Raw genomic sequence first — 915 nt, 5'->3', positions numbered from 1 at the left:
CGGCCGCTGTGCGAGCCAGGCGCGCACCTTCGGGTGCTTGTGGCTGGCGTAGTTGTCGACGATGCAGTGCACGTCCAGCTCCGGCGGCACGGCCTTGTCGATCGCACGCAGGAAGTCCAGGAACTCCTGATGCCGATGTCTGGCACGGCATTGCGCCAGCACCCGCCCATTCATCACGTTCAACGCCGCAAACAGCGTCGTCGTTCCATGCCGCACGTAGTCGTGGGTGACGCCTTCGACGTAGCCCAATCCCATCGGCAGCATTGGCTGCGTGCGCTCAAGCGCCTGGCATTGGCTCTTCTCGTCCACACACAGCACCAGCGCGTTCTCCGGTGGATTCAGGTACAGGCCGACCACCTCGCGCAGCTTCTCAATGAACAGCGGGTCGGTCGACAGCTTGAAGCTCTCCACGCGGTGCGGCTTGAGCTGGAAGGCCTGCAGGTAACGCGCCACCGTGCTCTTGCTGATGCCGGTCTCTGCGGCAAGGCCGCGTGTGCTCCAGTGCGTGGCCCCGTCGGCAGGCTTGGTGTGCAGAGTCTTGTTAATCAGCTCCGCAACTCGTTCGTCATCGACTGTGCGAGGCCGCCCGGGCCGCAGCTCGTCGTACAGCCCCGAGATGCGATCTCGCACATAGCGCCCGCGCCACTTGTTCACGGTGTTGCGATCGATCCCCAGAACCTTCGCGACCTCTGTGCTGGCCGTATCGGCCCCTTCACAGGCCAACACGATGCGCGCGCGCAACGCCAAGGCGGCAGGCAACGACCGCGATCTCGCCATCGAGATGAGTTCGGCACGCTCACCGTCGGTGAGCGCAACTATGCTGGTGCGCGTGTATGCGTTGGGCATGGGGCATCTCCAAGGATGCCTTATTCCATGCAGTTTTCGTGCCTATGAATTAACGGGACAGGACACTAG

General features: G+C 63.2%; 1 protein-coding gene. It reads right to left on the bottom strand.

Annotated elements, in window-relative coordinates:
* Nucleotides 1-777: IS630 family transposase (locus EJI01_RS28405; protein ID WP_409513990.1), on the bottom strand; the 777-nt coding region annotated here is incomplete at its 3' end.
* Nucleotides 778-915: the final 138 nt, after the last annotated feature.

Source organism: Variovorax sp. MHTC-1 (assembly GCF_003984645.1).
Lineage (GTDB): Bacteria > Pseudomonadota > Gammaproteobacteria > Burkholderiales > Burkholderiaceae_C > Variovorax.
Note: the sequence above shows the minus strand (reverse complement) of the source record. Positions and strands in the feature narration are given on the sequence as shown.